Origin of the sequence: Frankia sp. CpI1-P (assembly GCF_001421075.1) — a bacterium.
Lineage (GTDB): Bacteria > Actinomycetota > Actinomycetes > Frankiales > Frankiaceae > Frankia > Frankia torreyi.
In genome coordinates this window covers 21,156-46,504 of sequence record NZ_LJJX01000050.1, presented here as the reverse complement: position 1 = coordinate 46,504, position 25,349 = coordinate 21,156, and the positions used below count along the sequence as shown (strand labels likewise).

17 protein-coding genes and 20 pseudogenes are annotated in these 25,349 nt (G+C 73.0%); 16 read left to right on the top strand and 21 right to left on the bottom strand.

Annotated features, from left to right (window positions below; translation table 11 throughout):
• From FF86_RS24905 to FF86_RS57335, 3 genes and pseudogenes are all read right to left on the bottom strand, one after another.
• A pseudogene (locus tag FF86_RS24905) lies at positions 1-170 on the bottom strand (IS701 family transposase); the annotation flags it as partial.
• Between the two features lie 603 nt (positions 171-773).
• A pseudogene (locus FF86_RS32505) lies at positions 774-1,486 on the bottom strand (DUF262 domain-containing protein); the annotation flags it as partial.
• A 1-nt stretch (position 1,487) separates the two neighbouring features.
• A partial coding sequence (locus FF86_RS57335) for a DUF262 domain-containing protein (RefSeq protein ID WP_242419513.1) occupies positions 1,488-1,774 on the bottom strand: 287 nt, incomplete at its 3' end.
• A 134-nt stretch (positions 1,775-1,908) separates the two neighbouring features.
• On the opposite strand from FF86_RS57335, the pseudogene FF86_RS57330 reads away from it, so the two are divergent.
• From FF86_RS57330 to FF86_RS57300, 5 pseudogenes are all read left to right on the top strand, one after another.
• Positions 1,909-2,158, top strand: a pseudogene (locus tag FF86_RS57330) (TetR/AcrR family transcriptional regulator); the annotation flags it as partial.
• Between the two features lie 597 nt (positions 2,159-2,755).
• Positions 2,756-3,696: pseudogene (locus FF86_RS57315) on the top strand (MFS transporter); the annotation flags it as partial.
• A 1-nt stretch (position 3,697) separates the two neighbouring features.
• Positions 3,698-3,750 (top strand): annotated as a pseudogene (locus FF86_RS57310) (hypothetical protein); the annotation flags it as partial.
• Position 3,751: 1 nt separating this feature from the next.
• Positions 3,752-3,952: pseudogene (locus tag FF86_RS57305) on the top strand (MFS transporter); the annotation flags it as partial.
• A gap of 1 nt (position 3,953) precedes the next feature.
• Positions 3,954-4,351: pseudogene (locus FF86_RS57300) on the top strand (MFS transporter); the annotation flags it as partial.
• Here the strand turns inward: FF86_RS57300 and FF86_RS24890 are convergent.
• From FF86_RS24890 to FF86_RS57275, 8 genes and pseudogenes are all read right to left on the bottom strand, one after another.
• Entirely contained in the window at positions 4,262-5,071 is an 810-nt protein-coding gene (locus FF86_RS24890) for a hypothetical protein (RefSeq protein WP_128423625.1), read from the bottom strand. The pseudogene FF86_RS57300 and the gene FF86_RS24890 overlap by 90 nt on opposite strands.
• A 551-nt stretch (positions 5,072-5,622) precedes the next feature.
• Entirely contained in the window at positions 5,623-6,690 is a 1,068-nt protein-coding gene (locus FF86_RS24885; RefSeq protein ID WP_044887498.1) for a lysylphosphatidylglycerol synthase transmembrane domain-containing protein, read from the bottom strand.
• A gap of 146 nt (positions 6,691-6,836) precedes the next feature.
• Entirely contained in the window at positions 6,837-8,807 is a 1,971-nt protein-coding gene (gene dxs / locus FF86_RS24880; RefSeq protein WP_044887497.1) for a 1-deoxy-D-xylulose-5-phosphate synthase, read from the bottom strand.
• A gap of 157 nt (positions 8,808-8,964) precedes the next feature.
• Positions 8,965-9,712 (bottom strand): annotated as a pseudogene (locus FF86_RS57295) (class I SAM-dependent RNA methyltransferase); the annotation flags it as partial.
• Between the two features lies 1 nt (position 9,713).
• Positions 9,714-10,536 (bottom strand): TRAM domain-containing protein (locus tag FF86_RS57290; RefSeq protein WP_242419521.1); only part of this gene is annotated, 823 nt, incomplete at its 3' end.
• A 98-nt stretch (positions 10,537-10,634) separates the two neighbouring features.
• Positions 10,635-10,865: pseudogene (locus FF86_RS57285) on the bottom strand (DNA-binding protein); the annotation flags it as partial.
• Position 10,866: 1 nt separating this feature from the next.
• Positions 10,867-11,784 (bottom strand): annotated as a pseudogene (locus FF86_RS57280) (amino acid permease); the annotation flags it as partial.
• Position 11,785: 1 nt separating this feature from the next.
• Positions 11,786-12,734, bottom strand: a 949-nt coding sequence (locus FF86_RS57275) for an APC family permease (protein WP_242419511.1), incomplete at its 3' end; no start/stop codon positions are given.
• 164 nt (positions 12,735-12,898) lie between these two features.
• Here FF86_RS57275 and FF86_RS57270 point away from each other — a divergent pair.
• The 5 genes and pseudogenes from FF86_RS57270 to FF86_RS57250 form a co-directional block, all read left to right on the top strand.
• Positions 12,899-13,199: pseudogene (locus tag FF86_RS57270) on the top strand (potassium channel family protein); the annotation flags it as partial.
• A gap of 1 nt (position 13,200) precedes the next feature.
• Positions 13,201-13,404 (top strand): annotated as a pseudogene (locus tag FF86_RS57265) (TrkA family potassium uptake protein); the annotation flags it as partial.
• 1 nt (position 13,405) lies between these two features.
• Positions 13,406-13,561: pseudogene (locus FF86_RS57260) on the top strand (TrkA family potassium uptake protein); the annotation flags it as partial.
• Between the two features lie 2 nt (positions 13,562-13,563).
• A pseudogene (locus FF86_RS57255) lies at positions 13,564-13,872 on the top strand (potassium channel family protein); the annotation flags it as partial.
• A gap of 1 nt (position 13,873) precedes the next feature.
• Positions 13,874-14,259, top strand: a 386-nt coding sequence (locus tag FF86_RS57250; protein WP_304438183.1) for a TrkA C-terminal domain-containing protein, incomplete at its 5' end; no start/stop codon positions are given.
• Positions 14,260-14,280: 21 nt separating this feature from the next.
• Here the strand turns inward: FF86_RS57250 and FF86_RS24855 are convergent.
• The 5 genes and pseudogenes from FF86_RS24855 to dut all read right to left on the bottom strand — a co-directional run bounded on the left by FF86_RS24855 (position 14,281) and on the right by dut (position 16,974).
• The gene (locus tag FF86_RS24855; RefSeq protein WP_044887495.1) at positions 14,281-15,018 is read right to left on the bottom strand and encodes a DUF3159 domain-containing protein; all 738 of its coding nucleotides are present in this window, start codon (positions 15,016-15,018) and stop codon (positions 14,281-14,283) included.
• Between the two features lie 46 nt (positions 15,019-15,064).
• Positions 15,065-15,451 carry an OB-fold nucleic acid binding domain-containing protein gene (locus tag FF86_RS24850; protein ID WP_044887494.1) on the bottom strand — a complete coding sequence of 129 codons (387 nt, stop codon included), beginning with the start codon at positions 15,449-15,451 and terminating at the stop codon, positions 15,065-15,067.
• A gap of 163 nt (positions 15,452-15,614) precedes the next feature.
• A pseudogene (locus tag FF86_RS24845) lies at positions 15,615-16,099 on the bottom strand (DUF3710 domain-containing protein); the annotation flags it as partial.
• A 1-nt stretch (position 16,100) separates the two neighbouring features.
• Positions 16,101-16,328: DUF3710 domain-containing protein (locus FF86_RS57245; RefSeq protein ID WP_242419510.1), on the bottom strand; the 228-nt coding region annotated here is incomplete at its 3' end.
• Positions 16,309-16,974, bottom strand: a complete 666-nt coding sequence (gene dut, locus FF86_RS24840) for a dUTP diphosphatase (protein WP_044887493.1) — start codon at positions 16,972-16,974, stop codon at positions 16,309-16,311. The genes dut and FF86_RS57245, both read right to left, overlap by 20 nt.
• A 295-nt stretch (positions 16,975-17,269) precedes the next feature.
• Between dut and FF86_RS24835 the strand changes: the two are divergent.
• Both FF86_RS24835 and FF86_RS24830 read left to right on the top strand, forming a co-directional pair.
• Positions 17,270-17,531: pseudogene (locus tag FF86_RS24835) on the top strand (DUF4235 domain-containing protein); the annotation flags it as partial.
• A 119-nt stretch (positions 17,532-17,650) separates the two neighbouring features.
• Positions 17,651-18,169, top strand: a complete 519-nt coding sequence (locus FF86_RS24830; protein WP_044887491.1) for a gamma carbonic anhydrase family protein — start codon at positions 17,651-17,653, stop codon at positions 18,167-18,169.
• Here the strand turns inward: FF86_RS24830 and FF86_RS24825 are convergent.
• Positions 18,152-19,264: a sigma-70 family RNA polymerase sigma factor gene (locus FF86_RS24825; protein ID WP_044887505.1), complete on the bottom strand. Its 1,113-nt coding sequence runs from the start codon at positions 19,262-19,264 to the stop codon at positions 18,152-18,154. The genes FF86_RS24830 and FF86_RS24825 overlap by 18 nt on opposite strands.
• Positions 19,265-19,675: 411 nt before the next feature.
• Here FF86_RS24825 and FF86_RS57240 point away from each other — a divergent pair.
• The 3 genes and pseudogenes from FF86_RS57240 to FF86_RS57230 form a co-directional block, all read left to right on the top strand.
• Positions 19,676-19,832, top strand: a pseudogene (locus FF86_RS57240) (MFS transporter); the annotation flags it as partial.
• Position 19,833: 1 nt separating this feature from the next.
• A pseudogene (locus tag FF86_RS57235) lies at positions 19,834-20,250 on the top strand (MFS transporter); the annotation flags it as partial.
• Between the two features lies 1 nt (position 20,251).
• A partial coding sequence (locus FF86_RS57230) for an MFS transporter (RefSeq protein WP_396230069.1) occupies positions 20,252-21,058 on the top strand: 807 nt, incomplete at its 5' end.
• A gap of 28 nt (positions 21,059-21,086) precedes the next feature.
• Here FF86_RS57230 and valS read toward each other — a convergent pair.
• From valS to FF86_RS57220, 3 genes and pseudogenes are all read right to left on the bottom strand, one after another.
• A pseudogene (gene valS, locus FF86_RS24815) lies at positions 21,087-22,993 on the bottom strand (valine--tRNA ligase); the annotation flags it as partial.
• Position 22,994: 1 nt separating this feature from the next.
• Positions 22,995-23,157, bottom strand: a pseudogene (locus FF86_RS57225) (hypothetical protein); the annotation flags it as partial.
• 1 nt (position 23,158) lies between these two features.
• Positions 23,159-23,723: class I tRNA ligase family protein (locus tag FF86_RS57220; protein ID WP_242419507.1), on the bottom strand; the 565-nt coding region annotated here is incomplete at its 3' end.
• Between the two features lie 180 nt (positions 23,724-23,903).
• Between FF86_RS57220 and FF86_RS24810 the strand changes: the two genes are divergently transcribed.
• Entirely contained in the window at positions 23,904-24,710 is an 807-nt protein-coding gene (locus tag FF86_RS24810) for an inositol monophosphatase family protein (RefSeq protein WP_044887488.1), read from the top strand.
• 63 nt (positions 24,711-24,773) lie between these two features.
• Here the strand turns inward: FF86_RS24810 and FF86_RS68225 are convergent, their stop codons facing one another.
• The gene (locus tag FF86_RS68225; RefSeq protein WP_396230072.1) at positions 24,774-25,202 is read right to left on the bottom strand and encodes a response regulator transcription factor; all 429 of its coding nucleotides are present in this window, start codon (positions 25,200-25,202) and stop codon (positions 24,774-24,776) included.
• Positions 25,203-25,349: the final 147 nt, after the last annotated feature.

Below are 25,349 nucleotides of genomic sequence, written 5' to 3'. Positions count from 1 at the left end.
ATCTTCTGCGGCCCGGACTCACGGCTGAACTCCGCCAGCGTCCACCCGTTCTTCCGCTCGGTCCGAGACAACAACCCCGCCACATACGCCCGCGCCTGCGCCCGGGGCTGATCAGACCGGAAACAGCCTTCCACCCGGCCGAACAGCTCCTCCAGCCCCGCCTCCCACATCGCTACATCCACCTCGGATACACTCTGAGCCGCGGCCACCGCGGTCTCTCCCTTTGTTCTCACAAAACATGGAGAAACACACGGTGGCCGCTCTTCCGTCCACACCACACCGCACTCGAAGCAAGAGATCACACACCGACCACTGTCGCTGTAGTACTAGGAAGCTTTCGAGGGACTCCGTCGGGCTCGGAATGAAGAGCCGGGCCGCAGCCCATAGCTGCTGGACGTTCCGGGCTCCGNGCGGGAAAAGACGGTGCACCGCGAGCGCCGCCGTCGACTGTTCGACGAGCAGCTCCGAAAGATCGTTTTTTTGTACCGTTTACCAGTAAAAGCGGAGATCTGGGCTGTAGCCACCACCAGGAGCATAGAATGATCTTCCCGACCGCCTCGTTCGTGCGGAATCGCACGGCGCTCGGAATCTCCCTCACCGATCGATCCATNGACTTGACAAGTTCCTGCACCGACGTTTCTTCATGACCCGGCCGGACCAGAGCACAGAGAATGCGGCTCACCTGGGTGAAGCTGCCCTTGAACACCGTTGGACCACCCACAGCCGCACGCCAGTAGAAACGGCGGAGCAGGATCCGATTCCGTTCGGTAGGNTCGGGAAAGTGCGCAAAGAATCGAACAAGTACGACGAGCAGGGCCTTGTATGTCAGCAGGGAGAGATGCGGCACACCGGCGTCCCGCTGCAGAAATGCGACAGCTCGCACAAGCGCCGCCTCGCTCTCGGCATAAGCCGATTCCTGCGACTCGCCGGGGAAATCCGATGTAACCCGCCGGTCACCATCAGCAAACTCGCCACGTATATCACGCATAGGATCAGGGCCACGCCTGGCGCGTATCGAGTGCAGTACCGTGTTTGCATCAATTAGGCCGAACCCGGTCTGCGCGTCAACGCGCTCAGCGATCCGCGACAGCGAGAGGCGTTGGGCCGAGCCCTCTTCTGGACCGGCAAACAGAGCGGAGAATATCTCGGCCCGACTCAACCTTTTGCCGAAGTTGTTCATTCGGTCAAAGATGTCGGTAAGGACTTCCTCGTCGTCCTGGCGGACCAGGTAGGCTGGGATCTTGTACTGGCGAAGCATCGTTGCAATACGTTGCGCCACAGGAAAATACTCTCGGGCACCCCGACCCGAATCAGAGAACCAGCCAATCAGCTCTACGAGATCAAACAAAATCGGTAGGGGTATGTAATAATCGTCCATCACCCTGGGGCGATCAACAAATTTCTGAGCCTTGAGGTCGTAGTGCACAGAGAACGGGCTGTGCCTGTTCCCCTCGGGATGCAGCGCGTTGGCAATACTCGTGATGCGNTGCTGACCATCGACGACCCAGAAGGTGTTTTCACCTTCTGGGGCTGCAATCCGCAACTCCCCCAGCGTGACAGACTCGACACCAGAATGCCGAACCCAAAGCAGCAAGCTGCCGATTGGATATCCCTTGATGATGCTGTCGAAAAGCCGGACGACATCCTGGCTTCCCCAGCGGAAGTCACGCTGGAAATGAGGGACCCGGACCCGACCCTGCCAGGCCTGGGCGACGAGATCCTCCAACTCGTACGTCGTAGCACTGGGTTGGGTGCCGAGTCCGTCGGTCGACATGGCAACCATCCTTCACGTTACGAGCGAACGGCCGCCCCGCGCCCGACACTGCCCTACGAGGACTCGTCTCGACCCAACGACGCAGCGAGTGATGATCACCTTACTGGCCTGCCGAGACGCCGAGGCCCGGGCCGATGCTGTGGGCCAACGACGAGTGGCTCATGCTAGACAAAGTAGTGAGTGGCCACTACCTTGCCAGTGTGAGGACACGGACTGAGGGTGGCAGTGGGCGGATGAGCGCCGAGCAGCGGCGGGCGAGCGTGCTCGCCGCGGCCGTCGTGGAGTTCGCCCACGGCGGGCTGACCGGCACGTCCACGGAGTCGATCGCGGCGCGGGCCGGCATCTCCCAGCCGTACCTGTTCCGGCTGTACCCGACGAAGAAGGNGCTGTTCCTCGCCGTCATCGAGGACACCTTTCGCCGGACCGCCACCCACTTCGAGCGGGCCGTCGGCGAGCTGACCGGCGAGGCCGCGCTGGACGCCATGAAGGAGTCCTACCAGGAACTGCTGGCGGACCCGACGTATCTGCTGAATCAGTTGCAGGCCTACTCCGGCTGCTACGACCCGGACGTCCAGGTCGCGACCCNCACCGGCTTCCACCGGCTGTGGGACGACGTCGTCCNCATCACCGGCCTGCCGACCGACGAGATCCGGCTGTTCTTCGCCTACGGCATGCTGTTCAACATCATCGCGGCGATGGACCTCGCCGTCCTCGACGAACAGTGGGCGCAGATGATCTGCATGGTGGCACCGCCGGGCTCGACCGCCGCCAGCGCCCTGAGACCCGACGCGCCGAGCCCCGACCTTCCGGGCCCCGACCTTCCGGGGCCCGGCGCCCTGGAGCCCCACCCCACCTGATCCGGATCGACCGCGGCACGCCGGCTCCCGGCGGGCCATAGCCCGGCGCGCACGTCCAAGGTAGTGACTGGTTACTACCTGACAAAGATAGTGAGTGCTCACAAGAAACGGAAGGAGAACCGCCATGCCCCGACGCCCCAGCACCGCTTGGACCCTCGTCGTGACGTCGCTGGCCGCGTTCATGGTGTCCCTGGACAACCTGGTGGTCACCACGGCGCTCCCGCGGATCCGCGAGGATCTCGGTGCTGGTCTGGAAGGCCTGGAATGGACGGTGAACGCCTACACCCTGCCGTTTGCCGTCCTGCTGCTCACCGGGGCGGCCCTGGGTGACCGACTCGGGCGCCGGCGGGTGTTCCTCGCCGGTCTCGCCGTGTTCACCCTGGGCAGCGCGGGTGCCGCGCTCGCCCCGTCGATCGGCGTCCTCATCACCGCCCGCGCCGTGCAGGGTGTCGGCGCCGCCTTCGTGCTGCCGCTGACCCTCACGCTGCTCGCCGCGGCCGTGCCCGAGGAGCGCCGGGGCGCCGCCCTCGGCATCTGGGGGGCGATGACGGGGCTGGCCGTGGCGGTCGGCCCGCTCATCGGCGGCGCGGTCACCGAGGGCGCGAGCTGGCAGTGGATCTTCTGGGTCAACGTGCCGATCGGCCTCGTCGCGCTGCCCGTCGGGCTGCGCGCGCTCACCGAGTCGCGGGTCCGCTCGTCCCGGCTCGACCTCACGGGCGCCGCGCTGATCAGCGCCGGGCTGTTGGGCGTCACCTTCGGCCTCGTCCGCGGGGAGGGGCACGGCTGGACGAGCACCCCGGTGCTCGGCGCGCTGGTACTCGGCGGCCTCGGCATCGCCGCGTTCGTCGCCTGGGAGCTTCGGGTCGCCCGCCGGGGCGGGACGCCGATGCTGCCGATGGGGTTGTTCCGCGTCCGCGGCTTCGCGGCCGTGAACGCCACCGCGCTGCTGTTCTCGATGGGTATGTTCGGCTCGATCTTCCTGCTGGCCCAGGCGCTGCAGAACGTCTACGGCTACTCGCCGCTGCAGGCCGGCGTGCGGACCCTGCCGTGGACGGCGATGCCGCTNCTCATCGCGCCGCTCGCCGGGCCGGTGTCGGACCGCATCGGTGGCCGGCCGCTNCTGGTCGGCGGGCTGGCGCTCAACGCCGCCGGACTCGCCTGGATCGCGCTGGTGCTCACCACGCACATGTCGTACTCGGCACTGATCGGGCCGTTCATCCTCTCCGGTGTCGGCATGGCACTGTTCTTCGTGCCGATCGCGACCGTCGCGCTCGGGGTCGTGCCCGCCCGGATGCAGGGCATCGCGTCGGGCACCAACAACNCCCTGCGCGAGCTCGGTGGAGTGCTCGGCATCGCGGTGCTGTCGTCGGTCTTCACCGCCCGCGGCGGCTATGACACGCCGGCGGCGTTCGTCGACGGGACGCGGCCCGCGCTGTGGCTGGGCGTGATCGCCGTCGCCCTCGCCCTGCTCTGCGCCCTGTCCATCCCCAGGCGTGGCGGCCTCGCCGCCGGGACCGCCGACGAGGCGTCCGAGGACGCAGGGCCGGCCGAGACGGCGCAGCCGGCCGCGGGAGTAGGCAGCGGCGCGGCGATCGGTGCCACCGACCTCCCCGCGTCGGCGGACGGCGGATCAGGCGGCGCGGGCCGGCGGGTTCCCGTCGCCCAGGCCACCGCGGCCGGAGCCACCACCCGAGTCACCACCGCCCGAACCACCACCTGAACCGCCACCGCCTGAACCATCGCCGCCCGAACCGCCACCCAGGCCACCGCTCGAGCCACCGCTCCCAGGGATGTCCGGCAACCCACCGAACGGTCCCGGCGGCTGCCCGTCCGCGGTGCCGCCGCCGGCACCGGCGGTGAAGGGCGCGCCCGGGGTGAGCAGACAGTAGCCGCCGGACTCCCTGCCCACCTGGTAGGACTCCCGGCTGGCCGAGTCGTCACCGCGCCGGATGTCGACCTGGACCTCCCGGATCGTCTGGGCGGCGGCGGGATGGCGAGTCTGCACGCCCCGCACGGCGAACGACGCGATGCCCCCGCTGATCCCGTCGAGCGCCCGCATGAGGATCGTGTACTCGACGGCCGACCGGTTGCCCCGGACCGAGCTGCACAGCCGGTCGTAGGCGGCGTCGTAGTGGCCGGCGCGGACGTCGCCGAGATAGGACCGCACGGCCTCGGCGGGGCCGTTGTCGGACCGGGTGAGCAGAACGATGCCGGTGCCGCCCGCGCCGACGGCCACGGCGAGCACGAGGACGAGCGGGATCAGCCAGCGGGCCGGCCCGCGGCGCGGCGGTGCCCCCGGTGGCCTGGCCGGTGGCCCGGCCGGCCCGCCCGGCCAGACCGGGCCGCCCCAGCCGTGGGGCGGGGACCCGGGCCCGCTGGGTGGTCCGGCGGGAGCCACCATGTTCGGTGGCCCGCCCACGCCGACGGGGATCGGCCGCATGGGCGGTCCGACGCCGGCGGGACCGACGGGGACCGGGCCCACCGGAGCGGGACCTGTGGGGGCTGGGCCATGGGGCACCGCGCCAGGAGGGGCCGCGCCCACGGGGGCGGAGGGGGGCGAGGACCAGGCGGTCCCGGTGCCGCGTTCGGTGCCCGGCCGCCGCGGTGCCGGCTGCGGGCGGGGGATCTGCGCAGCCAGGAGCGGGTGTGGGCCGGCAGGCCGATCCGCGGGCGCCGGGCTCCAGCCCGGTCCGGATGCGGTCGCGGCGAAGGGAGCGGCGGGCGGCGCGGGCGGGGCCCAGGGGCCCAGGGGCCCGGTCGTGTCCGCCAGGTCAGCGTCCTCGGCGCCCGGCTCCCGCCGACCGGACGGGTTCTCGCTGCCCTGGCCGTTCATACGTCTCCCTCGTGGCCGGTCGAACCGTCGGTTCTCGATCCGGTCGCCCCGCCGCCCATCACATCATCCTGCCCGTATGGGCAGCGTGGGCGGGGGCGAGGAGATCCCACGGGGGCGGACGGGGCACCGGCGGCTCGACGCAGGCGCCGCCTGCTCCGCTAGCGGCGCGTCGCCGGGTCCGGCAGAGGGTCGGCGGCACGCTCCCCCGGCGGCGCCCCGGGCCCGGGCCCGGCATCCGGACCAGGTTCCGGGGACGCGGCGGGAATCGGCGCGCCCCGCCCGCGCAGGGCCACGCCGACGCCGGCCCACACCAGGTCGGCCACGGTGGCCAACAGCCGGGCAACCAGGGCGACGAGCGTGGCGGGACCGCCCGCGACGGCGGGCGCGAGCGCGAGCACGAGCACCGCCTCGCGGACCCCCGCGCCGGCCGGAACCACCAGCACCAGGAAGCCGGCGGTCCAGGCCAGGGCGTAGGCGCCGACCGAGAGCAGCAGCAGCCGCCCTCCGCCGACCTCGGGATCGAGATCGCGCACGAGCAGCCAGGTCGCCAGGCCGTACCAGCAGAAGCTGACCAGCAGCCAGCCGGCGCCGGCGGCGATGGGGCGCAGCGTCAGCGGCTCGTCGAGCGGCGCGCGGCGCAGCAGCCGGAATCCCAGCGCCAGCAGCCGGGACAGCACCGACGGGTAGAGCACGACGGCGAACACCGGGACGGCGGCCAGCGCCCACCAGTAGCGCGCGAGCGCGTCGGCGGAGACGAACGGGAGGGTGACCGCGGCGGCGAGACCCCCGCTGGGAACGGCGAGGGCCAGCACGACCAGGCTCGCCGAGGCCGCCTTCGGCCGGGAGATGCCGTAGTCGCGGGAAAGCTCCATCTGAGCGAGGACCGGCCACACGCTGCCCGGGATGTACTTCCCGATCTGACCCACGAAGAAAATCCGTACCGCCGCCCGCAGCGGCAGTTCGGCGCCGAGCCCGGCCAGCAACGCCCGCCAGGACAGCACCGTCGTCCCGACGGCGAGGACGGTCGCGACCCCCGAGGCGACGACGCTGCCGACGGTGAGCAGGCGGAACGAGTCCCGCACGTCGTTCCACTGGCTGACCAGGGCCACCGCCAGCAGGCCGAGGGCCACCAGCAGCGCGCCGCGCACGAGCCACCAGCGCGGGCCGCGCCCGGACCGGCGCGCGGAGACGGCCGCCGGCTCGGCCGACGCGGTGTGCTGACCCACCGGGCCAGCCTAGGCCGGGATCCCGGCCGTCGGTGCGCCGACCCCCGGGACCGGCCCCGTCGGGCGGCGCGCAGACGGCGGCGCCCCACCGCCGGGGGTGCCGGTGGTGGGGCGCCGAATCCGCGAGACGCGGTGGGCAGCGACGATCAGTGCTGGTCGGCGACCTGCTCGCCGGTACGCTGCGCGCCCGGGGAGGCCTGGTCGGCGTCCGCGGCCGGGTCGCCCTCCAGCGCGGGCTGACGCTTCGCGATGGCCTCGACGACCTTGCGGGCGAGGTCCTGGGGGGCGAGGCCGACCTCGGCGATGATCTCGTCGCGCTTGGCGTGGTCGAGGAAGCGCTGGGCGATGCCGAAGTCACGCAGTGGGACGTCGACGTCGGCGTCGCGCAGGAGCTGGGCCAGCGACGACCCGACCCCGCCGACCCGGCCGTTGTCCTCGACGGTGACGACCAGGTCGTGGTCCCGGGCCAGGTCCACCAGCACGGTGGGCAGCGGCTTGACCCACCGGGGGTCGACGACGGTGATGCCGATGCCCTGGCTGGCGACCAGCCGCGCCACCTCCAGGCAGGTGGCGGCCATCGCGCCCACCGAGACGAGCAGCACCTCGCGGCGCTGGGCCACCGCCGGCGAGCGGAACAGCACGTCCACCCCGCCGATGGTGTCGATCGCCGGCACGTCCGCGGCCACCTTGCCCTTGGGGAAGCGGACCACGGTCGGCTTGTCGGTGGTCTCGACGGCCTCCCGCAGCTCGGCGCGCAGGGTCGGCGCGTCCCGGGGGGCGGCGATCGCGAGGCCGGGGACGACCTGCAGGAACGACATGTCCCACATGCCGTTGTGCGACGCGCCGTCCTCACCGGTCACCCCGGCCCGGTCGAGCACGAACGTCACCGGCTGGTTGTGCAGGGCGACGTCCATCAGGACCTGGTCGAAGGCACGGTTGAGGAACGTCGCGTACAGACACACGACCGGCTTGAGCCCGCCCATGGCGAGCCCGGCGGCCGAGGTGACGGCGTGCTGCTCGGCGATGCCGACGTCGAACACCCGGTCCGGGTACGCCTTGGCGAACGGGCCGAGGCCGACCGGCTGGAGCATCGCGGCCGTCAGGGTGACCACGTCGGGCCGCTCGGCGCCGAGCTGAACGATCTCCTCGGAGAAGATGTTCGTCCAGCTCGTGGTCTTCGACGTGGACACCGGCTTGCCGGTGACCGGGTCGATGACGCCGACGCCGTGGAAGTTGTCGGCGTCGTCCTGCTCGGCCGGCGGGTAGCCGAAGCCCTTGCGGGTGACGCAGTGGACGATGACCGGCCCGCCGAAGTCGCGGGCGCGGCGCAGGGCGGACTCGACCGCGACGACGTCATGACCGTCGACCGGGCCGACGTACTTCAGCCCGAGGTCCTCGAACATCCCCTGCGGCTGGACGACGTCCTTGATGCCCTTCTTGATGCCGTGCAGCGCGTCGAACAGCGGCGCGCCGACCAGCGGCGTGCGGCCGAGGACCTGCTTGACGACGTCGAGGACCTGCTCGTACTCGGGGGCCAGGCGCAGGGCGGCCAGATGGTCGGCGAGGCCGCCGATCGTCGGCGCGTAGGACCGGCCGTTGTCGTTGACGACGACGACGACGGGGCGGTCATCCGCCGCGATGTTGTTCAGGGCCTCCCAGCACATGCCGCCGGTCAGCGCGCCGTCACCGACGACCGCGACGACGGCCCGGTCCTCCCCGCGCAGCGCGTAGGCGCGCGAGAGCCCGTCGGCGTAGGACAGGGCGGTCGAGGCGTGCGAGTTCTCGATGATGTCGTGCTCGGACTCGGCCCGGCTGGGGTAGCCCGAAAGGCCGCCCCGCTGGCGCAGCCCGTCGAAATCACCCGACCGACCGGTGAGAATCTTGTGGACATACGACTGGTGGCCGGTGTCCCAGAGGATGCGGTCAAACGGCGAATCAAACACTCGGTGTATCGCCAGCGTCAGCTCGACGGCACCGAGATTGGGTCCGAGGTGGCCTCCGGTACGCGCGACGGCGTGAATGAGGAAATCACGGATCTCGGCCGCCAGGGTGCCGAGCTCCTCATGGTCGAGGCGCTTGACGTCCTGGGGACAGCTGATCGTGGACAGAAGCGACACGGCGTGAACTCCCTCTCCCGAAAGGGGATCGGTCCGGGTCCGGCAAAGTCTACGCAGCTCCCCTGCGCGCTCGCAGACGGGCTGACGACATGTGAGTTCCTCGTGGATGAGGAGGCAATAGACCTGCTCGGGGTAAAATGCACCCCCGACTCGCACACTATTGGTCGGGATGCGGGTACGCAGACGTACCGCGCGCCCCGGCGTGGCGCGCGGACGACACGCCGGGGCGACCGGGCGGCGGCGGAGCCGAGCGATCGGTCCCGGTGGCGGCGATGCGTCCCACCTGCCGTACGGTTTCGGTTACAGCGGGTTCGGTGACGCGCGGCTTCAGCAGGGCCACGCATTCGACGTGCGCGGTCATCGGAAACAGGTCGAACGCACGCAGCGAGACCAGCTCGTAACCAAGCTCGGATGCGGCGGCCAGGTCCCGGCCCAAGGCCACCGGGTCGCATGCGACGTACGCGACGGCACGCGGGTGGTGGGCGAGCAGCGCGGCCATCACGGCGGGCCCCGCCCCCGTGCGCGGCGGGTCCAGCACGGCGATGTCCACGCGGCCGGCCGTCGGTCCGCTGCCGATCACCCCGCGCACCGTCGCCGGGGTGACCCGCACCGAGCGCAGCGAGACCTCGGGCAGGTCGGCGAGGCTGCGGGCGGCGGCGGCGACCGCCGCGGCGTCGGACTCCATCGCGACGACGCGGCCGCCGGGGCCGACGTCGACGGCGAGGAACGCGGCGAACAGGCCCGCCCCCGAATACAGGTCGAGCGCGGTCTCGCCAGGACCGGGCCGCAACGCGTCGCGCACGGCGGCGACCAGCACCCGCGGGGCCCCCGGGTGGACCTGCCAGAACACGTCCGGCCCGAGCTGGAACCGCCGCTGCTCCACCGTCTCGACGACCTCGCCCGGCNCCGGCGCCGCCCCGGCCGGATGTACCGCGACGGCCACCTGACCGGTGGAGGGACTCGCGGCGACCTCGACCGCGTCGGCGCCGGGGAACCGGCGCCCGGCCAGCGCCGCGGCCACGAGCGGGTGGGCGATGCGGCAGTCCGGGGTGGCGACCACCTCGTGGGAACGGCTGGCCCGCAGTCCGATCTCGCCCTGCGCGGTGACGGCGAAGCGCATCCGGGTCCGCCAGCCCAGGCCGTCGTCCGCACCGCTCCCCGCCTGGTCACTCCCCCCCTGGTCGCTCCCCGCCTGGTCACTCCCCGCCTGGTCACTCCCGCCGTCAACGGACACCGCCTCGACGATCACTCGCACGGGCCCGCGTCGGGTACTGGCCTCCCCCGGTCGGTCCGCAGGCACAGCGGCCGCACGAGGCGCGGCGGGCGGGACGGGTGCGGCGGGCGAGCCGGGTGCGGCGGGCGAGCCGGGTGCGGGGTGGGCCTCGGGGTCTGCCTCGGCGTCCAGGCCGCCGAACCGGCGCAGGGCCTCCGCGATCACCTCGGCCTTGCCCCGGCGCTGCGCCGCGAGGTCGGCGTGCTGCCAGTCGCAGCCCCCGCAGGCGCCGGGACCGGCATGCGGGCAGGGAGCCGCCACCCGCTGCGGAGCAGGGGTGAGGACGTCGACGGCGTCGGCGCGCCAGTAGCGGTCGTGGGAGTCGTCGGTGACCCGGGCCCGGACCCGCTCCCCGGGCAGCGCGTGCCGCACGAACACGACCCGCCCGCCCGCGCGCGCCACGCAGAACCCGCCGTGGGCCACCTGCCCCACCACCAGCTCGATGATCGACCCCACCGCGGTCGCAGCCTCGGCGACGCCCCTCGTCGAGCCGGCGGACTTCCCCGCCGAGCCGGCGGCGGGGGCGGCGACGGCCGGCCGGCGGCGAGCGGGGCTCACTCCCGCTCCGCCGGCGGCGACCCGACATCGGCGGGGCCGACCGCGCCGGTGGAGCCCGCCGCGCCCGTCGACCCGCGGGTCGGCTCCAGGGTGGGCGGGCCGCCAACGGGTCCAGGCAGGGCGGCCCGGCCGCGGCGCACGGCGCCCGCGCCGGTCCGCTCCACCCGCCGCTCCGCGCCGCTGGACGAGGCGAGCTGCCACGGCACGCTGGTGACCATCACACCGGGNTGGAACAGCAGCCGGGCCTTGAGCCGCAGCGCGCTCTGGTTGTGCAGCAGGTGCTCCCACCAGTGACCGACGACGTACTCCGGGACGTAGACGGCCACGACGTCGCGGGGGCTTTCCCGCCGGATCCGAGCGACGTAGTCCAGCACCGGCCGGGTGACCTCCCGGTAGGGGGAGGCGAGCACCACCAGATCGATGCTGATGCCGCGTTCCGCCCACGCGTCGCGCAGCCGGTCGGCGTCGGCCTGGTCCACGGCGACGGTGAGCGCGACGAGGCTGTGCGGCCGGGACGCCTTGGCGTAGGCCAGCGCCCGCAGCGTCGGTGCGTGGATCTTGCTGACGAGGACCACGGCCCGGATCCTCGAGGGCAGGGTCGGGGGGCCCGGCTCCGGGGTGAGCTCGACGGCGACCCGGTCGTAGTGGCCCCGGATCCCCCGCATGCCGAGAAAGATGATCGGGATGGCCAGGCAGACGATCCAGGCGCCGTGGGTGAACTTCGTGACGAGCACGAGAACCAGCACGGTGCCGGTGAGGCAGGCGCCGATGAAGTTGATCGTCTGGGAACGGCGGATCCGTCGGCGGCCGGCGGGGTCGGGTGCCGACGGGCCGGTCGAGCGCAGGATGCGCGCCCAGTGCCGCACCATCCCCGTCTGGCTCAGGGTGAACGAGATGAACACCCCGAGGATGTAGAGCTGGATCAGGGCGGTGACCTGCGCGTGGTACGTGACGATCAGCACGACCGCGAAGCCGGCCAGCAGGACGATCCCGTTGGAATAGGCCAGCCGGTCGCCGCGGGTGTGGAGCTGGCGAGGCAGGTAGCCGTCACGCGCGAGGATCGAGCCCAGCACCGGGAAGCCGTTGAAGGCGGTGTTCGCGGCGAGCATGAGGATGAGCGTGGTGACCGTGGCGATGTAGACGAAGNCGGGCGAGCCGTCGCCGAAGACGGCGGCGGCGACCTGGGCGATGACCGTCGGCTGCTCGCCGCTGGCCCCGACGAGGTCCTTGGTGTGCTCGGCGACGTGCACGTCCGAGATCAGGGCCAGGGCGGTGACGCCGGCGAACATGGCGACCGCGATGACGCCCATGAGCAGCAGGGTGGTCGCGGCGTTGCGGCTCTTGGGCTTCCGGAACGCGGGCACGCCGTTGCTGATCGCCTCGACCCCGGTCAGCGCCGTGCAGCCCGAGGCGAACGCCCGCAGCACCAGGAACGCCAGGGCGAACCCGGCGTAGTCGTGCTCGGCGACCACGTGGTAGCCCGCGCTCTCGGCCCGCGGGGTGTGGCCGAAGGCCGTCTTGATCAGGCCGGTTACGATCATCACGGCGATGCCGGCCACGAAGCCGTAGGTCGGGATGGCGAAGGCGGTCCCGGACTCGCGCACGCCCCGCAGGTTCATCATCGTCAGCACGATGACGATGACGACGGCGATGATGACCTTGTGCGGAGCCAGCCCGGTGACCGCCGATGTCAGGTTCGCGACACCCGCCGACACCGACACGGCGACCGTCAGGACGTAGTCGACGAGCAGGGCGCTGCCGACGAGCAGGCCGGCGCGGGGGCCGAGGTTGGTCGAGACGACCTCGTAGTCGCCGCCGCCGCTCGGGTAGGCGTGCACGTTCTGCCGATAGGAGGCGACCACCGTCAGCATGAGCACGATGACGGCGCCGGCCAGCCAGGGCGAGAGGTGGTAGAAGGCCAACCCGCCCAGCGACAGGACGAGCAGGATCTCCTCTGTTGCGTAGGAGACCGACGACAGGGCGTCACTCGCGAAAACGGGCAACGCGACGCGTTTGGAGAGCAATGTCTCCCCGAGCCGGTCGCTCCCGATCGGTCGACCGACGAAACCGCGCTTCAGGCGGTCCGTGAGCGCCACGCGGCGATGCTACCGATGTCGGCTACCGCTACACGCAACTGTGATGTGGCGCACACAAACCCGTGCCGGTCGGGGTCACGCGCCCGGGGGTGGCGGATCTCCGTATACAGAGCACTCCGGTGACGATCCGCGCCGCGCGGGCCGGATCCGACTACGCTCCCCTCGTGCATGTCGTGATCCTCGGTTGTGGCCGGGTCGGCTCCGCCCTCGCCCGCGGTGTCGAGCGGCTCGGCCACTCGGTAGCGATCATCGACCAGAACGCGGCCGCGTTCGGCCGGCTGGACGCGACCTTCGCCGGCCAGCGCGTCACCGGGATGGGCTTCGACCGCGACACCCTCGTCGAGGCGGGCATCGAGCGGGCCGCCGCGTTCGCCGCCGTGTCCAGCGGGGACAACTCGAACATCATCGCTGCCCGGGTCGCCCGGGAGATGTTCGGGGTCGAGCGGGTCGTGGCGCGGATCTACGNCCCCCGCCGCGCCGAGGTCTACGAGCGGCTCGGCATCCCCACCGTCGCGACCGTGCGCTGGACCCGCGACCAGATCCTCGGCCGGCTGCTCCCGGATGCCGTCACCGCGCAGTGGTCCGATCCGTCCGGTTCGGTGCTGCTGACCGCGATCCCGCCCGGGGCCGCCTGGGTGGGCCGCAAGCTGCGCGAGCTGGAGGAGGCTGCNGGGGTACGGGTCGTCTGCGTCACCCGGTTCGGCGAGGGCGTGCTGCCCGACGCCCGCACCCTCGTTCAGGACGGCGACGTGCTGCACGTGGCCGTGACGAAGGCCCGTGCCACCGAGGCCGACACGGTGCTGCGCACTGGTCCGGAGGAGAAGTGACGGTGAACGTGCGCCGGGTGGTGATCGCGGGTGCGGGCAAGGTGGGCCGCTCCATCGCCGCCGAACTGCTGGAGAACGGCTCCGAGGTGCTCATCATCGAGCGGGACCCGCAGAAGATCCGCACCGACGCGCTGCCCGACGCCAGGTGGCTGCTCGCCGACGCCTGCGAGCTGTCCCAGCTCGACGCCGCGGGGCTGAACGAATGCACCGTCCTCGTGGCGGCGACCGGGGACGACAAGGTCAACCTGGTTGTGTCGCTGCTGGCGAAGACCGAGTTCGGTGTGCCGCGGGTGGTCGCCCGGGTCAACCATNCCAAGAACGAGTGGCTGTTCACCGAGTCGTGGGGGGTCGACGTCGCCGTCTCCGCCCCGCGGCTGCTCACCGCGCTGGTCGAGGAGGCCGTCAGCGTCGGCGACCTGGTGCGGCTCATGCGTTTCCGGCAGAGCGACGCCTCCCTCGTCGAGCTCACCCTCGCCGAGGACGCGCCCGTGGTCGGTCGGCGCATCGGCGAGATCACCCTGCCGCCGGACACCGCCCTCGTGGTGATCCTGCGCAACGGGCGGGCGGTCATCCCGTCCCCGGACGCGACGTTGGAGCACGGCGACGAGGTGCTCGCGGTCGCGACCAGCTCGGAGGCCGAGGAGCAGCTCGCCGCCCTGCTCGGCCCGGTGCCCGAGCAGACTCTCACCGGAGGCTGATCCGTCCGGACGACCCCGGGCTCAACGCGGCGGGCGGAGCGGATCGACGACCGGTGCCTCGGGGGACGGCGGGTCGGCCCGCACCACCTCGCCCTCGACCACCTCGCCCTCGACCACGGCCGCGCCCGACGCGGCGGGCGGCTCGGGCGGCAGCGGGGCGAGCCGGCGCACGATGGCGAAGCTGGCGAGGACGGCGAGGCCGAACAGCGGCAGGCCGAGCGCGATGTTCGCCGCCGCCAACCAGCCGGACTCGTCGGCGAGGTAGAGCACGCCCTGCACGCCGAAGCGCAGGGCGAACACGGCGCCCCAGACCAGGGTCGCCCACACCGCGGCCCGCCGCTGGCGGGGATCGTCCTTCCAGCCCACGTAGCGGGCGTCCAGGCCGGCCATGAGATAGCCGGCGATCGGCCGGCGCAGCACCACGGACAGCAGCGCCACGACGACGCCGAGGGCGTTCTTCGCGATGCCGGGGAGGAAGAACCCCTTCGCGTCGCCGGTGCGCGAGGCGACGAACGCGGCGACCGCGACGGCGAACAGGCCGGAGAACGTCTGCTGCGTCGGCTCGCGCCGCACGATGCGCAGGACGAGCAGGCCAAGCGCGGCGGCGATGGCGACGGCGATGCCGGCGGTCAGCCCGGCCTCGGCGTTCACCGTCACGAACGCCACGGTCGGGATGGAGCTGTCGATGATTCCCCGGGGCCCGCCGATGGCCTCGGACATCGTCATCGGCGGCGCGTCGGGGGTGGGCAGTCGTGGCATCGTCGGTGGGGATCCTGTCGGTGAGGGGCCGGTTCCCCGCCCGAACCTAGGCGCTCGCGGAGGGGACCGGCAGGAGTTCGTACCGCGGGTTGAAGATGCTCGGGCGACCCTCCTGCACAGTGACGCGACCGGACGCCTTCACCGAGGCACCGGCCCGCAGGCCCGGGATGTCCCGGCGGCCCAGGAACACCAGCGTCACGGTGCCGCTGCCGTCGTAGATGTCGACCTCCAGGGTCGGCGCGCCGGCCCGCGCGCGCACCGTCACCGCCTGGATGGTACCCGCGACGCAGGTCTCGTCCCGGTCACGACAACCGCTCATCGGAACGGCGCCCGCCGCCGCGGAGGCGGCCTGGAGATCCTCGGCGTCGAGCTCGTTCGTTCCCGCCGTCAGCCTGTGGAGCTTGCGCCCCCACCAACCGTGTGGCTCGCCCACGGCTCCTCCGTTCCCGCGCGAGCAACCCTGCCCGAACACGTCTGATGCAACGAATGACCGAGGCTCAGTGTGCCCGCGGCAAGCCGCACGATCGAGCGATCCACGTGCGGATACGTACCGTGTGCGGTACAGGGCGGCGCGTTGCGAACCGCTGCGCCCCGGGTCAGCGGAGCTCGGCGGTGCGGACGCCGGGCGCCGGCATCTCGGGCCGCCCGCTCGTCGCCGCGGTCGCCGAGCCGCCGGGGCCGTCAGGATGGTCGGCGACCTCCCGGGGCAGGGTCAGCGGCAGGGGATCCCGCACCGGCATCGCGCCGTCCCCGCGGGACACCACAAGCTGACGCAGCGTCTCGTCGAGCAGCGGGGCGGCCCCCGGCTCGCCCCCGGCCACGCCGGTCACCACAGCACGCAGGAACCAGCGCGGGCCGTCGACGCCCATCATCCGGCCGGGAACGGTCTCGCCCGGGCGGCCGGTGGGCAGCAGCATCCGCAGCTCGGGCCCGAACGCGCCGTTCGTCTCGCGACCGCCGGCCGCCTCGATCGTCGTCAGGATCTCGGCGCGCACCTCGTCCCACAGGCCGCGGCTCTTGGGCGCGGCGAAGACCGACAGCTCCATCGCGCTGCGCCCGTCGGTGACGAGCACCGTCAACGNCTGGCCGGTCGCCTCCTCCACCTGGAACTGCACCTGCACGCCCGGCAGCGCCGGGATCCGCAACGAACCGAGGTCGAGCCGGTGAAGATCGTCCTCCGGCACCTCGGTGACGTCGTAGGGACCGTCCAACACCACCGATGCCGCCTTGGCGACCGGCGCGCGCCGCTCGGGCGCCTGGGGCCGGGACGCCTCGTGCTGATCGGATTCCCTACGCCCGCGGCCGAACACCACCGGACTCCCTTCCCGCCCCCCCGGGCGTCCCCGCGCCGACCCCGGCGCCGGGACCCTCCGTCGAGCCGAAGCCACCCGTCGAACCGAACCCACCGCTGCCGCGCACCGAGGCGGGCAGCTCGTCCACGTCGCGGAAGACGGCATGCTCCACACGCTGCACCACGAGCTGGGCGATCCGGTCGCCCCTACGCAACGTGATCGGATCGGATCGATCGGTATTGATGAGAACTACTTTGATTTCACCACGGTAACCGGCGTCGACCGTGCCGGGCGCGTTGACCACCGTCACGCCGTGCCGGGCGGCCAGGCCACTGCGCGGATGCACGAACGCCGCGTAGCCCACCGGCAGCGCGATCGCCAGGCCCGTGCCGACGACGGCGCGCTCGCCCGGCGCGAGGGTCACATCCTGCGTGGTCACCAGATCCGCGCCCGCGTCGGACGGCTGGGCGTACGCCGGCGGCACCGACTCGCGGTCCAGCCGCCGCACGAGGACCTCTACCCGACCCGCCGCCGCGGCCCCGGTGTCCGACGCCACAGCCCCGGCCACCGTTTCGGGCGCGGCCGGTCCGGGCGGTGCCGCGGGAGCCTCTGGGGCAACGGAAGCCACGGGGGCAGCGGGGATCGTCTGATCGGGGGCGGTCATGGGTCTGCTCTCCTGCCTGGACGGGCCGAACGGGGAGGTGGATGGTCGCCGCCGACGGCCGTCGCCGGCGCCCGCTGCGCCGCGCCGGATGTCCGCGATCCGCGAGATGAACCTTAGGCCATCCCCAGCGCGGCACCGGCGGTGCGCCCCGCGTGGCGGCGGGACCGCCCGGCCGTGATCGGATAGGGACCACCGGCGGCCCACCCAGGCCAGCTGGGGGTAAGCGGTGCCACCGGGGTAGGGACAACACACGGGCGGGCCAGTGCGGCCCGCGGCGCAGAACGAGAGGTGCGGGGTGGCGAAAGCGGCATCGAAGCTGGGATGGAAGGTCGTCGGCGGGGCGGCGACGGCGCTCGCGGGCACGGCGGCCAGCCGCGGGGTCACGGCCGTGTACCGCAAGGTGCGCAAGTCCGACCCGCCGGTCAACCCGGCCGACCCGGACACCGCCTGGGCGGAGGCGATCGCCTGGGCGGCGATCTCCGGGCTGGCGATCGGGCTCGGCCGGCTCGCGGCGGAGCGGACGGTTGCCCGCGGCTGGGCCAGGGCGACGGGCTCCCNGCCGCCCGGCATGGTCCGTCCGGAGGTCTCCACCTCGACGGACTGATCCGCACACCCGGCGGTCTCGGCGGGGCACGATGGAGGCCACAGTCGCGCACGACGACCCGCGGGAGGCCGGATGGCCGTGTACGCCCTGGGAGACGCCGTCCCCGTCATCGACCCGACGGCCTACGTCCACCCGGACGCCATCGTCATCGGCACGGTGACGATCGGCCCCGAGTCGACCGTGTGGCCGGGGGCGGTGCTGCGCGGCGACTACGGGTCGATCGTGATCGGCGCCCGCACCTCCGTCCAGGACGGCACGGTGATCCACGCGACCGAGGAGCTGGCGACCGTCGTCGGCGACGACTGCACGATCGGGCACCTCGCGCACCTGGAGGGCTGCGTGGTCGAGGACGGCTCGCTGATCGGGTCCGGCTCGGTGGTCCTGCACCGGGTCCGGGTCGGGCGCGGCGGGCTGGTCGGGGCCGGGGCCGTCGTCGTGGGCGGCACGGTCGTGCCGCCGGGCGGGCGGGCGCTCGGGATCCCGGCCAAGGTGCTGCCCGGCGGCGCGGACCAGGCAGATCTCGCCGCCGGCGCCGCCGTCTACGTGGCGAACGGCAAGCGCTACCGCGAGCAGCTACGCCGGATCGACTGAACCCGCCCCGGCCCCGTCACCCGGCCCCACCGTGCGCCCCGGCAAGGCTGGGACCCCCGGTGGGGCCGCGGCCTTGGATGGGGCCGCGGCCGGTAGGTGCCGCATCTTCTCCGGGTTCGCCATGATGTTGATCTCGACGATCCGGCCGCCCGCGACGTGCAGGCCGGCGATGTAGCGCAGGACGTCGCCCTCGAAGTTCGCGAAGCCGGGTTCGCCGTTGACCTCGATCGGCTGGATCCGCACCCGCCCGTCGGCGCGCCGGGCCGCCTTCGCGAGGATGCCGAGCACAAACCGGGCGACCCGGTCGGCGCCCACCACCGGCCGGCGGGCGGCCTGCGCGAGTCCCCCACCGTCGGAGCGCAGGACGGCGTCCGGATCGAGCAGGGACAGCAGCCCGTCGAGCTCGCCGCCGGCCGCCGCGGCGAAGAAGGCCTCGGCAACGCGGCGACGCGACGCCGGATCCGGGTCGAAGCGGACCGACCGGTCACGGACGTGGCGCCGCGCCCGGCTGGCGAGCTGGCGGGCCGCGGCCGGGGTGCGCCCGGTGGCCGCGGCGATCTCGGTGAAGTCGTAGCCGAACACGTCGTGGAGGATGAAGGCGGTGCGTTCGGCCGGGCTGAGCGTTTCGAGCACGACCATCATCGCCATGCTCACCGACTCGGCGAGCGTCACCCGGTCGGCCGGGTCCGGCGCCCGGCCCCCGCTGGCGGGGTCAGGACCGACCGGCACCGCCGCACCGGCGACGAACGCGGCGTCCAGCACAGGCGAGCCGGCATCGGCGCCGCCCCCGGCGCCGTCGCCGCCGGCGAGCCCGGCGACGAACGGTTCGGGCAGCCAGGGCCCGACGTACCCCTCCCGGCGCCCGCGGGCCGAGCGGAGCTGGTCCAGGCACAGCCGGCTGACCACCACGGTCAGCCAGGCGCGCAGGTCGGAGATCCGGTCGGCGTCGACCCGGCCGAGGCGCAGCCAGGCCTCCTGCACCGCGTCCTCGGCGTCGGCGAAGGAGCCGAGCAGGCGGTAGGCCACCCCCCGCAGGTGGGGACGCTCGGCCTCGAACGCCGCGGCCAGCGCCGCGGGACCGGCCGCGCCGGACACGCCGCCCGGCACAGACTCCCCGTCAGGACGCGGTGCCTCGGCAGGGACGGCGTCGGGGGTCTCCGCGACGCGGTGCGGGACTGTCCTCATCGGCTCCTCCGCAAGCTTCCGGGCGCCACGGACCGGACGTCACCGGCCCCGACCGTCGGGCGTGGCACGCCCCCTCCCCCACCTGGACGGGATATCCGGCATCGGGGTGACATCCTCCGGCGGCCGGGTGGCCGGGTGGCCGGGTGGCCGGGTGGCCGGGCGACGATCTCACGGGCGGCCGGCGGCCCGCGACCGCATGTCTCACCGCGCGGCTCCCGGCCGGGTGAGCGGATGTCTCAGAGAGTGTCACAGCTCGCGCGTCGCCGCGTAACGGTGCGTTCCTACGGTCGTGGCATCACCCGCACCCCGGAGGATCATCACATGAGTGCCACGCTGGAAGGCGTCCCGACCACCGACCTCGCGCCGGCCGCGTCCCGCCGGGGCCGGTGGATCGACGACTGGCGGCCCGACGACCCGACCTTCTGGGACGGCGGCGGGTCCCGCATCGCCCGCCGCAACCTGATCTTCTCGATCCTGGNCGAGCATGTCGGCTTCTCGATCTGGTCGCTGTGGTCGGTGATGGTCCTGTTCCTCGGGCCGAAGTACCACATCGATCCCGCCGGAAAGTTCCTGCTGACGTCGTTGCCGACGCTGGTCGGCAGCGTGCTGCGCATCCCGTACACGTTCGCCGTCGCCCGCTTCGGCGGGCGCAACTGGACGATCTTCAGCGCGCTGCTGCTGCTCGTCCCCACGATCCTCGCCGCGATCGTCCTCGAACCCGGCGTCTCGTACACCACCCTGCTGATCGTCGCCGCGGTCGCGGGCGTCGGCGGCGGCAACTTCGCCTCGTCGATGACGAACATCAACGCCTACTACCCGGACCGGCTCAAGGGCCGGGCGCTCGGGCTCAACGCCGGCGGCGGGAACCTGGGCGTGGCCGCGATCCAGCTCGTCGCNCTGCTCGTGCTCGCCACGGCGGGCAAGGGCCACCCGCGGGTCGTCCTGGCGATCTACATTCCGCTGATCGTGCTGGTCTCGCTCGGCGCGGCGCTGTTCATGGACAACCTCTCCACGGCGCGCAACGACCGGGGCGCGATGCGCGAGGTCGCCCGCGACGGCCACACGTGGGTGATGTCGCTGCTCTACATCGGCACGTTCGGCTCGTTCATCGGCTTTGGCTTCGCCTTCGGGCAGGTGCTGCAGGTGCAGTTCGCCGACCGGTTCGACACCCCGATCAAGGCCGCCTACCTGACGTTCCTCGGGCCGCTGCTCGGCTCGCTGATCCGCCCGCTCGGCGGCCTCATGGCCGACCGGTTCGGCGGCGCCCGCATCACGTTCGCGAACTTCGTGGCGATGGCCGCAGCGGCTGCGGTCGTGCTCGTCGCCTCGCTGACGGACTCGCTGGCCCTGTTCCTCGTCGGGTTCATCGCCCTGTTCGTCTTCAGCGGCGTCGGCAACGGGTCGACGTACAAGATGATCCCTGCGATCTTCCGGGCGAAGTCGCGCCTCGCCGTCGACGCCGGCGCCGATCCGCTGGCGGCCCAGCACCTCGCCCGGCGCCGCTCCGGCGCGCTGATCGGCCTGGCCGGCGCGATCGGCGCGTTCGGCGGGGTGCTGGTGAACCTGGCCTTCCGGCAGTCGTTCCTGAGCTACAAGTCCGGCGACGCGGCGTACATCTCCTTCATCGCCTACTACGCGCTGTGCTTCGTCGTCACCTGGTTCGTCTACCTGCGGCCCTCAGCCCAGCGGCTGCGCGGCATCTGAGCTCCGCCGCCGATCTCCGCACCCGGGATCAGGCGAGGTCGACGGCGACGGCGATCTCGCCGCCGGAGGGGCCGAACGCAAGCTCGCGGATGCTGCCGGCGCTGCGCAGGTCGGCGGCCGCCGCTTCGACGAGGGCGACGAGGTCGGCCTCCCCACTGATCCGGGCGCTCGCGACCTCGGCCTTCATCGACGCCTTCGCCGCGGACTTGGCGCGGCGCACGCCGGTCAGCGCCGCGCCGACGGCGTCGAGCAGTTCGGGACGCCCGCCGTCGGCGAGCTTGCGGATCTCCGCCGGGTCCGGCCAGCTCGCCCGGTGCACCGAGCCCGGCCGCCACCAGGACCAGACCTCCTCGGTGACGAACGGCAGGACCGGGGCGAACAGCCGCAGCAGCACGGACAGGGCCACCGCGAGGGTGGTGTGCGCGGAGGCGGCGCCGGCGGCCCCGAACGAGCCGTAGGCACGGCCCTTGACCAGCTCGACGTAGTCGTCGCAGAACCGCCAGAAGAACGACTCGGTGACCTCCAGGGCCCGCGCGTAGTCGTAGGTGTCGAGCGCGGCGGTCGCGGCGTCGACGACGTCGGCGAGCGCGGCGAGCAGCGCCCGGTCCAGCGGCTCGCCGACCGGCACGGCACCACCGACCGGCACCGGGGTGCCCGCGGGCGTCTCCTCGGCGCCGAGGCCCAGCGCGAAGCGGCTGGCATTGAGGATCTTGATGGCAAGCCGGCGGCCGTTCTTCATCTGGCCGACGTCGAAGGCCGTGTCGGTGCCCGGCCGCCCGGACGCCGCCCAGTAGCGGACCGCGTCCGAACCGTGCTCCTCCAGCAGGCCCATCGGGGTGACGACGTTGCCCTTGGACTTCGACATCTTCTTGCGGTCCGGATCGAGGATCCAGCCGGAGATCGCCGCGTTCGACCAGGGCAGCACGCCGAACTCGGCATGGGTGCGGACCACGGTGGAAAACAGCCAGGTCCGGATGATCTCGTGGGCCTGGGGCCGCAGGTCCATCGGGAACACCCGGGCGAACAGGTCGGCGTCGCTCTCCCAGCCGCTGGCGATCAGCGGGGTGAGCGAGGACGTCGCCCAGGTGTCCATCACGTCCGGATCGGCGGCGAACCCGCCGGGCACCCCGCGCTGGGAGTCGGTGTAGCCCGGCGGCACGTCGCTGGACGGGTCGACGGGCAGGGCCGCCTCGGCCGGCACGATCGGCGCGTCGTAACGCGGCGCGCCGGCGTCGTCGAGGGGGTACCACACCGGGAACGGCACACCGAAGAACCGCTGCCGGCTGATCAACCAGTCCCCGTTGAGGCCGTCGACCCAGTTCTCGTAGCGGACCTTCATGTACTCCGGGTGCCAGCGCAGCTCCTGGCCGCGGGCCCGCAGCGCGGCGCGCAGCGGCTCGTCCCGCCCACCGTTGCGGAGGTACCACTGGCGGGTGGTGACGATCTCCAGCGGCCGGTCGCCCTTCTCGTAGAACTTGACCGGGTGGGCGATCGGCCGCGGCTCGCCGAGCAGGGCACCGGCCCCGGTGAGCAGCTCCACGATGCGCGTGCGGGCACTGTGCACGGTCTTGCCGGCGAGCTCGGCGTAGTGCGCGCGGCCCGCCGGCGAGGTGATCGCGGCCGGCGGCTCCGGGACGAGCCGGCCGTCGCGACCGATCACGGCGCGGGCCGGCAGGCGCAGTTCCCGCCACCAGATGACGTCGGTCAGATCACCGAAGGTGCAGATCATCGCGATGCCGGATCCCTTGTCGGGATCGGCGAGCCGGTGGGCGACGACCGGGACCTCGACGTCGAACAGCGGGGTGCGCACGGTGGACCCGAACAGCGGCTGGTAGCGCGGGTCGTCGGGGTGGGCGACCAGGGCCACGCAGGCGGGCAGCAGTTCCGGACGGGTCGTCTCGATCACCACCGGCTCCGCCGCGGCCGAGCCGGCCGNGTCGGTACCACCGTGGGAGTCGGCGCCGCGGGGGAAGGCGAGGGTGTGGAAGGCGCCGGGACGCTCCCGGTCCTCCAGCTCCGCCTGGGCGACCGCGGTGCGGAAGGTGACGTCCCACAGCGTCGGTGCCTCGGCCAGGTAGGCCTCGCCGCGGGCGAGGTTGNGCAGGAACGCCCGCTGGGCGACGGCGCGCGAGCGGGTGTCGATGGTGGCGTAGGTGTGCGACCAGTCGACGGACAGCCCCAGCCGGCGCCAGAGCTCCTCGAAGCCCTTCTCGTCCTCCAGCGTCAGCCGCTCGCACAGGTCGACGAAGTTGCGCCGCGAGATCGGCACCTGCTCCTTGCCCGGCTTCGCCGGCGGGGCGAAGTCCGGGTCGTAGGGCAGCGACGGGTCGCAGCGCACCCCGAAGTAGTTCTGCACCCGGCGCTCGGTGGGCAGCCCGTTGTCGTCGAAGCCCATCGGGTAGAACACCTCACGGCCGCGCATCCGCTGGTAGCGGGCGATGAGGTCGGTGTGCGTGTACGAGAACACGTGGCCGACATGCAGCGAGCCGCTTACGGTCGGTGGCGGGGTGTCGATGGAGTACACCCGCCCCCGGTCGACCGTGCGGTCGAAGGTGTAGGTGCCCTCGTCCTGCCATGCCGCCGACCACCGCGCCTCGATGCCATCGAGGCTGGGCTTCGCGGGAACCGCGCGAGCGGAGCGATCAGTGCCGTCTGTGCCAACCACAGCGACGATCCTACGGGCGCGCCGATCGTGACCGCCGTGCCCGGCCCCCCGAGACCCCCCGAGACCCCGCGCGTCCGCCTGGCGTGACCGCTTTCACCGGCCGGGACGCTCGCGTGCGAGGCCACCTTGGCAGGATGAGCCCGAAGCCGAACCAGAGCCCGAGCCCCGGAGCGCCGACCGATGAGCGACCTGCCAGACCCGGACATCCTGCTCGACGTCGCGCTGACGATCGCCCGCGAGGCCGGCGAGCTGCTCGCTCGGGGCCGCGAGGGCGCGGTCGCCGCGGAGACGACGAAGTCCTCCCCCACCGACGTGGTCACCGCCCTGGACCGCGCCTCCGAGGCCCTGGTGGCCCGCCGGCTCGGCGAGCTGCGTCCGGGCGACGGCCTGCTCGGCGAGGAGGGATCCGACTCCGCCGGGTCGACCGGCGTGCGCTGGATCGTCGATCCGCTCGACGGCACGGTGAACTTCCTCTATCGGCTGCCGAACTGGGCGGTGTCGATCGCCGCGGAGGTCGACGGCGAGGTCGTCGCCGGGGTGGTGCACGCCCCGGCGATGGGCGCGACCTACACGGCCGTCCGCGGCGGCGGCGCCTTCCGTGACGGCACGGCGCTGACCGGGTCGACGGTGACGACCCTGGCCGGCGCCCTCGTCGCGACCGGTTTCGGCTACCTGGAGTCCCGCCGCGCCGCCCAGGCCGCGGTGCTCACCAGGGTGGTGCCCCGGGTCCGCGACATCCGCCGGATGGGCGCGGCGTCGCTGGATCTGTGCGCCGCCGCCGGCGGCCTCGTCGACGCCTACTACGAGCGCGGCCTCAAGCCCTGGGACCATGCCGCCGGCGGGCTGGTCGCGGCCGAGGCGGGCCTGCGGGTCGGCGGGCTGCACGGCCGGCCGGCGACCGAGGACCTCACCGTCGCCGCCCCGCCGGCGCTGTTCGGCCCGCTCACGGACCTGCTCGCCGAGGACCCCCCGGCCGACCGCGACTGATCCGGTTCGCGGGCCGCCGACCGGCNGCCTCGCCCGCGCCGCGGGCGGCCTGGGGCGAGCTGGTCACTGCTGCGGCAGTCCGTCGTCGATGCCCGCGTCGAGCAGCGCTCGGGCCAGCTCGCTGCGGGAACGGATCCCGAGCTTGCGATACACCCGGGTCAGGTGGGTCTCGACCGTCTTACGGGAGACGAACAGAGCGGCGGCGGCCTCCAGGTTGTTCATCCCCGCGCCGACCAGCCGGGCGATCTGCAGCTCGGCCGGGGTCAGCTCCGCCAGCCGGGCGGGCGCCGCCCGGCTGGCCCGGCTGGCCCGGTTGGCCCGGTCCCCGGTCGCGATGAGCTCGGCGCTCGCGCGCCGGGCCCAGGGGCGCGCCCCCAGCGACTCGAAGGCCACTTGCGCCTCCCGCAACGGCACCCGGGCCGCGGAGGGGCGGCGCAGGCGGCGCAGTACCTCGCCGTGACACAGCCGGGTACGGGCCTCCTCGAAGGGCATCCACCGGCGGCGGTGCGCCTGCTCGGCGTCGGCGAACGCCGCCTCGGCCGCTGCCAGTCCCTCGGCCATCAGCCCCTGGCAGCGGGCCGCGACTGCGGCCGGCCAGGCGAGCCCGGTCGCTCGCGCCCGGTCGACGAGCCAGGCCAC